Source organism: Desulfobacter sp., assembly GCF_050177295.1.
In genome coordinates, this window is sequence record NZ_JBFXHE010000445.1 from 1 (window position 1) to 3,527 (window position 3,527).

The window sequence follows — 3,527 nt, forward strand, 5'->3', positions numbered from 1 at the left end:
GGCCGTCACTGGCAGGTACCCAGGCACAAGGCTGATCCTGGACCCTGACACCCGTGTCATTTAACGGGGAGTCTTCGGGCAGGACATTGAAATTGTTGGATGGCGGCAGCATTCCCTGGTTCATGGACATGACCGTTTTGATGAATCCGGCAGCGCCGGCACCGGTCAGCAAGTGGCCGATGTTGGACTTCACCGAACCAATGGACAGGGCCGTGTCCATGCACTGGTATGTCTCAAGCATCTTCATGATACTTTGGACTTCCACCTGGTCCCCTTTGGGAGTCCCGGAACCGTGGCACTCCATGTACTGGATATCACCAAAGGACCAGCCAGCCATGCCAAAGGCTCTGGACATGGCCCGGACCTGGCCTTCACTGGCCGGGGCCACAAGGTTGCCTTCAATATCGTTGCTCACCCCCCATCCTTTGATCACGGCGTGGATGGTGTCCTGGCAGGCCAGGGCATGATCAAGGCGTTTGAGCAGGACCAGGCCTGCGCCCTCACCCACCACCAGACCATCGGCATCCCGGTCAAAGGGGGCACACCGGCCCGTGGGTGACAGGGCCTGGAGCTGGGTAAATCCCACCTGGGTGTAAAGGGACTGGGGCCGGGATACCCCGCCGGCCACCATGGCATCCGCCCGTCCTGACAGCAGTTGTTCGCAGGCAAGCTTTATGGAGAACAGGGAAGAGGCACAGGCGGCATCCAGGGTGAAACTGCCGCCGGTCAATCCCAATACCCTTGCCAGAATCGACGCAGGTGCCGACAGCATGCCGGCACCCCAGGCCTGTCGCCAGGAGGGCATGGCAGGGTTGGGAGACAAAAAAAGATCCCGGGTCAGCCGTGACGCCCCCGGCGTGGGCAGGGCAATGGCAGCAAGCACAACCCCTGTGCGCTCCCGGTTTTCTTTGGAAAGCCGGGCATTGGCCATAAGCTCAATACCGGCGGCAAGGGCTAAATGGTGCACCGGGTCCAGGGCGTGGAAAAAATCACTATCCAGACCATGCCCGGCCATGTCCCCACCGGAAAAGTCAACATTGGACGGATTGAACACGGATTGGGAAATAAACCCGGCAAACCGGGTGCGGGCCCGGTCCGGCAACGGGGTTCCGCCGCGGTTGTCCACCATGATCCCAGGCAGCCCCCCCCACCGGTCCCGGGGTACCGGGATCACACTGGATTTTTTCGCCATGACATTGGCAATGAACTGCCGGGTGTCACAGGCCCCGGGGAAAATACCGGACATGCCGACCACGGCTATATCTGCATATTTCAAAATCATGGAGCCCATATAGTTGACCCGGGAAAAGATTGCAAGACAGCTTTGTAAAATTTGTGTAAAACGCCCTATTTCAGCATCAGTTCCAGGCCCTGAAAAACCGAACGGAACAAAAGAACACAGGTAAACACGGTCAGCCCTGAGCAAACCAGAATATCGATTTTTCCTGATGTGCGGCGCTCCTCATATCCTATAAGCAATGCCAGAATAAAGCCTGCGGCAAACCCGCCGCCATGACCCCAGTTATTGATGTTGGGCAGGATCAGTCCAATAATCACCAGGCTTAAAATCCAGGACTTGGTCTGATCAAATACCATCTTTCCCCAGATACCGCCCCGGGACCAGCCAAAATAAAACAGGGCACCGATCAGTCCGCAAAGACCGGCAGAGGCCCCGATGGTCAAAGGCACTCCGCCCAGGCAGGAGAGAAAAAAACCACCGGCACCGGAAAGAATATATATGGACAGCATCCGGTACAGTCCGAATTCCTTTGCCGTGAGCGGGGCAAGGGAGTAAAGCGCCATCATGTTGAAAAGGATGTGCAACAGGCTGCCGTGCAGCCAGTTTGCGGTGAAGATGCTGTACCAGTCATGGGAATAGGCCAGGGGCACGGTCCCGGAGGCGCCAAGGAAAATCAGGGCCTTGCTGGACGGTGCCAGGGCGTTTAAAGGATTCAGGGTGAAATGAAGCCCCTGGGAGAAGAGCAGGGACAGGGCATACATGATCACGTTGATCCAGATCATGGCCTGTATCGTAAATTTTATCCGGTTATCTATCATAGCAAAAAAAGTGTATAGTTGGGAGAATCAGTGAATGGTGATATCTTTTATCTTCACGGCAGCCAGATACTCTTTGACCGAACCCAGGGTCAGGGCAAACATCTTGGTTCCGGCAAGGATAACCACGGGGTCATCCGGGGTCCCGCAGGCATTGGCAAACACAGGCCCCATGACATTGGTGGGATTGACTTTTTGGGCCTGGTGTTTCTGCATCTGCTGCACAAAGGTATCCAGGCGCTCCTTGAGTATGCCAAAATAATCAATACGGGTGCCTGTGGTGGTTTCCGTCAGGGTTGACACACTATTGGCAATCTGGCGGATCTGTTCCCAGAATGTCTGGGTCAAAGGAGTCTTGTTCGTATCCGTTGCCGGTATGAAAAAGGCAAGTCCCCACCCCACACTCAGAATTTTAAGAATGGCCAGTTCATATTCCAGACGGGTCAGGTCAATGGGGTGGCCCTGGGGGATTGCGCCTAAAAGCGATTTAATATCAGCCCTGTCAATGGCAAAGGCTGAAAGGTTTTCGGCCACCTGGTCCACGGTAAGGGTCCCTGCCGGGTGATTCTCCATTGTAAAAGATCGTCCGCTGTCTGCATTCATTTCTGTTTTGATTTACCTTTACGTCATATCAAAATTTAGTTATCTTTATTTAATTATTTTTAGCCGTTAAAAGAATAAAATAACAATCCCCTGGTAAAGTGTAAACCCCGGAAGGTAATGATATTATCATGACCATTTATCATGAAGCTGCCAAACACATCATTGATTCCCGCTGCTGTGTGGCCTTTACCGGTGCCGGCATTTCCGTTGAAAGCGGCATCCCACCCTTCAGGGGCAAAAACGGGCTGTGGAATAAATATGATCCCAGATCCTTTGAAATTGATTATTTTCTCCAGAACTCGGCCAGGTCCTGGGAAATCATCAGGGATATTTTCTATGACCTGTTCGGCCAGGTACAACCCAATGCCGCCCACTATGCCCTGGCAGAGATGGAGCAGCGGGGCCTGTTAAACTCAGTCATCACCCAGAATATTGACAACCTGCACAAAGATGCCGGCAATAAAGAAGTTTACGAATTTCACGGGTCATTAAAAGAGATCATCTGCCTGCACTGCGGACAAAAAGTCAATGTGGCCCAGGTGGACATGAATCGTCTGCCCCCCACCTGCCTGACGTGCGGTGGTCTGATGAAACCTGATGTGGTGTTTTTCGGGGAGGCCATTCCCGAAGATGCGGCGGCAAAGTCCATTAATGCATCCCGGAAAGCGGACTGCATGATACTGATCGGCACCACAGGCACGGTGGCACCCGCCAACGCGCTTCCTTCCCGGGCCAAGGCCTGTGGCACCACCATTATAGAAATCAACCCGGACCCGTCGGAATATACCAACCGGATAACGGATATATTCATCCGGGACAATGCCACAAGGGCCATGGAAAATATCATGGACGCCATTGATGCACTTGAT

Annotated in this window: 4 protein-coding genes; 1 reads left to right on the forward strand and 3 read right to left on the reverse strand. The window is 53.8% G+C overall.

All coding sequences use genetic code 11. The features are described from left to right. The 3 genes from AB7U36_RS20745 to AB7U36_RS20755 form a co-directional block, all read right to left on the reverse strand. Positions 1-1,282: polyketide synthase (locus AB7U36_RS20745; protein WP_428161528.1), on the reverse strand; the 1,282-nt coding region annotated here is incomplete at its 3' end. 65 nt (positions 1,283-1,347) lie between these two features. Continuing rightward, the gene (locus AB7U36_RS20750) at positions 1,348-2,022 is read right to left on the reverse strand and encodes a rhomboid family intramembrane serine protease (RefSeq protein ID WP_428161529.1); all 675 of its coding nucleotides are present in this window, start codon (positions 2,020-2,022) and stop codon (positions 1,348-1,350) included. A 63-nt stretch (positions 2,023-2,085) separates the two neighbouring features. Next, the gene (locus AB7U36_RS20755; protein WP_428161530.1) at positions 2,086-2,628 is read right to left on the reverse strand and encodes a hypothetical protein; all 543 of its coding nucleotides are present in this window, start codon (positions 2,626-2,628) and stop codon (positions 2,086-2,088) included. Between the two features lie 158 nt (positions 2,629-2,786). Here AB7U36_RS20755 and AB7U36_RS20760 point away from each other — a divergent pair. Then, the coding region (locus tag AB7U36_RS20760; protein WP_428161531.1) for an SIR2 family NAD-dependent protein deacylase at positions 2,787-3,527 on the forward strand (741 nt) is incomplete at its 3' end.

Bases quoted from the DNA above. Each gene is read 5' to 3' on its own strand.
- AB7U36_RS20750 (WP_428161529.1), bottom strand. From the start codon at position 2,022: ATGATCTGGATCAACGTGATCATGTATGCCCTGTCCCTGCTCTTCTCC.
- AB7U36_RS20755 (WP_428161530.1), bottom strand. From the start codon at position 2,628: ATGGAGAATCACCCGGCAGGGACCCTTACCGTGGACCAGGTGGCCGAA.